This window comes from Mucilaginibacter sp., from assembly GCF_039207105.1.
Classification (GTDB): Bacteria; Bacteroidota; Bacteroidia; order Sphingobacteriales; family Sphingobacteriaceae; genus Mucilaginibacter.
In genome coordinates this window covers 1-2,635 of record NZ_JBCECK010000303.1, presented here as the reverse complement: position 1 = coordinate 2,635, position 2,635 = coordinate 1, and the positions used below count along the sequence as shown (strand labels likewise).

The following is a 2,635-nucleotide window of genomic DNA, read 5'->3' as shown; positions in this document are numbered from 1 at the left end:
GCATACATATTGAGATTAACGGCCTTTCTTGATCATTCATTTCCGTAAATATGGCTTGAAAGTTCTAATAATTTTTTCTCTGAGCCATATCGCCCAAAATGGATTAGCTTTTACTATTACTTTAAAAATAAAATTACCTGGTTGATTATAGGTATTCCCAAGTTTTTCACTTAATACTAATGCTTTACGAACGTATATCCAACATTGGTGAGCGGCAAGCATATCAACACATATCCATAATTGTTTTGATAATTCGAACGGATATTTAGAGCCATGAGATGTTGCGGTTTTAGCTAATACGTAATAGTTTGCAATAGCGCATTTTAAGCTATTTGAAGATGACATGCTTTTGTTATAACGGTAATTAATACAAGTTATCTCAGGTAAATAATCAAACCTATACCCTTGTTTACCCAAATGCTGATGAAAAGCATTATCCTCGTTATATAATACATATTCATCAAGGTCAAAACCACCTGCTTTTAAAAAAGCTGCTTTGTTATATACTCCAAAATTTACAATCTTATTATTAATTGCATATCTTAATGCATCCTTGTGTAATTCTGTTACATTATAGTTACCAAAGCCTAAAACTTGTTTAGTGGCAAAATCAACATATTTATAATTTAGTAATAGAACTTCGTATCTGTTGCCATAATTTTTTATCCAATTATGAACCAACTCTGTAAAATCAGGCATTAGGTCATCATCCGCATCATGAAAATGGATCCATTCACACTTTGTATATTTAGCCATTTCATTTTTACCGAAAGAGCAACCTTTGTTAACTTTTCCGTTTAATAAAATTGCTCCATACTCTTCAGCTATTTTTGCCGTATTATCATCACTGCAGTCATTATATACTAATATTTCGTCAAATTGGATATTTTGGCTTTTTGCAGAAGTCAGCAATCTGGATAAATATTCTTCTGCGTTATAAGCAGGTATACATAAAGCCAACTTTTCCACTAAACTGCCTTTATCTTATTGATAATCCTTTTCACTAAATATTTAATTAACCTTTTTATGGGTTGAGTATCTAAAAGATTAGATATTAAATATTTTACATCTGTGGGCTTATAAATACTGTTTGTATAAGTATTGGAAGAAGATGGCACAAACTGTTTGATCACCTTATCATAATATTCTAAATTGATCGGTATTAGTTTTTCTGCAGAAAGCAAGGTATCAACTGTATGTATTCCGGCCAAAGCAATTTTTTCATAATCACTTTGACTTAGATTATTAACTAAATCGATACACTCAGCTAATTTATCAATTTTGTTTGCTGAATATTTAAAGCCATTTTTATTATCTTCAATTAAATCTACTGCTCCTGCACCATCGGAACAAATTATAGGTGTGCCAGAAGCCATAAATTCAATACATGTAAAATTAAACATATCCCATGTTGATGAAACGAGACCAAACTTAGCTTTCCGTTGCAGCTGTTTTATTTCGTCATTAGGTTTAGCTTCATTATGTATTATATACTTGTTCCACACATTGGGAAATTCAGCACTTAAAAATCCAATTGTATTTAATTTATCATTATATACAGTATCACGACCAATCCATTTAACGCTAATATTATTCTTTAATAATTGCATTGCTTTACACAACTCTATAGCGCCTTTCCACTTTTGTACTCTGGCTGTTAGTAAACCATTATTATCTCTTTCTGAGAAAGATACTATATGTTTTTCGATATGGCTATAAACTGGTGGTATATAATGAACCTTTTTGTTATTCAAAATATTATTCCAAAATAGTTGATTTGATAGGCTATAAGTGATCAGATAATCACAAAAGGGCAATAATAACATTTCAGTTTGACGGAAGAAATCTGACATCAGTCCCTCTTGCGTAATATCTTCATTCATTGTTATCTGGCCACTGCTTCCATGTAATCTTGTCATAACAGGTTTGTTATGATGTATTACCCATGGAATAAATCCTAATCCAAAATCAGTACATTCAATTATATCGAATTCATTACCTGAATCTGCCTGTTGCCACATGGCCCATGCAGCTGCTATATTATTTCTATACTCCGGTAAAAAATCAAATTTTGTAAATCGTTGTAGATATTCCTTAAACAAAACTGGCTCAAGATATTCTACTTCAATACCTTCATGATTAAACTTAGTAGTATCCTGAATATATCCGCTGCCTACAATAACTTTAATACGTTCGCAATGAGGCTTAATTGCTTTTATATAATGCTGATAATAAGTGGATATTCCTCCTCCAGAATGAGGTATATATTCAGGAATAATGAATAATATTTTCACTATAAGTTATTATGATATCCAGTATTCAATCGCACAAATTCGCCATTTATAATTCCTTTATCAGGCTCTCTAATCTGATTCGTCCAGGTTTCAGTTATACTAAACAAACTTAACTCGGTACCCCATAACCATTCATCATTATCGCCCCATGCCCCTAGCGCCAATGTGTAATCTCCTGGTCTCAATAATTGGGAAGATATACAAAACGTGGCAATAAATTCTCCCGCTTGTAATGTTCTGCCATCTGCAGATTCTCTCAAAGTAAATAATCTGACACCATTATTGTATACAGATACAAAAAATATTATTTTATTAAAACGATGTTGTGCATATCCATATGC

The 2,635-nt window shown here is 31.8% G+C and carries 3 protein-coding genes; all 3 read right to left on the bottom strand.

Annotated elements, in window-relative coordinates:
• Positions 1–36: 36 nt before the first annotated feature.
• The gene (locus AAGC65_RS25890) at positions 37–969 is read right to left on the bottom strand and encodes a glycosyltransferase (protein WP_343115346.1); all 933 of its coding nucleotides are present in this window, start codon (positions 967–969) and stop codon (positions 37–39) included.
• On the bottom strand, positions 969–2,294 hold the full coding sequence (locus AAGC65_RS25885) for a glycosyltransferase (protein ID WP_343115345.1): 1,326 nt from the start codon (positions 2,292–2,294) through the stop codon (positions 969–971). The genes AAGC65_RS25890 and AAGC65_RS25885 overlap by 1 nt, the downstream gene beginning before the upstream one ends.
• A partial coding sequence (locus tag AAGC65_RS25880) for a hypothetical protein (RefSeq protein WP_343115344.1) occupies positions 2,294–2,635 on the bottom strand: 342 nt, incomplete at its 5' end. The genes AAGC65_RS25885 and AAGC65_RS25880, both read right to left, overlap by 1 nt.